The sequence below is a fragment of the Oleiphilus sp. HI0123 genome, assembly GCF_001635315.1.
Window position 1 is genome coordinate 1 of record NZ_LWGE01000514.1, and the last position, 621, is coordinate 621.

General features: G+C 42.2%; 1 protein-coding gene. It reads left to right on the forward strand.

What is annotated here, in order from left to right; all coding sequences use genetic code 11:
• The first annotated feature begins 96 nt into the window (after positions 1-96).
• Positions 97-426: an immunity protein YezG family protein gene (locus A3761_RS04835; RefSeq protein ID WP_068510496.1), complete on the forward strand. Its 330-nt coding sequence runs from the start codon at positions 97-99 to the stop codon at positions 424-426.
• Positions 427-621 lie beyond the last annotated feature (195 nt).

The following is a 621-nucleotide window of genomic DNA, read 5'->3' on the forward strand; positions in this document are numbered from 1 at the left end:
CAAACATAACAAGGCCAGGCAGCATCGCTCCCTGCGGTCGCTGGACCTCGTTTCACTCGGCCGCTGCTGGCGGCGTTATAGCAGGAATGGTGATTTATGAATATTATGGATGAGCAAGTATCACTATTGAATGAGTTGAGCGAACTCATGATGATAAGCAGTGAGCTAGGGTATGAATCTCTTTCGTGTGAGTTTAAATATCACACTTCAGAAGATGGTAGTAGTTCAATAGGATCCAAATTTAGTTATGTAATTGATGGTAAAAGGGTCTCAAAGGCACTTGTAAAACCTGAAAGAGAGCGGCTCTATACCGTTGTGCCTAAGCTTCACTCAGTTATGAAATCGCATACTGGCGGTGATTGGAAGTCATTTACACTAACTATAAATGAAACTGGTGAGGCTAAAACCAAATTTGAATACCAATAAAAGCTATAACAAGCAGCTCCACCGGACTCCGCAAAATGTGTCGCGCTTTTTGCTGGAGCAAAAAGTCACGCCAATTTTGCTCCTCCGGTGAGCTGGGCGTTATGTGAAAAAATGGAATTCCGGAGCAGATGAAACAGATCTATAAAATTACTTATAATCCCACAGGTAAAATATATATAGGCAAGGATAGCATCG

What these genes read in the sequence shown, in the direction of transcription:
- A3761_RS04835 (WP_068510496.1), top strand. Translation starts at nt 97, where the DNA reads ATGAATATTATGGATGAGCAAGTATCACTATTGAATGAGTTGAGCGAA.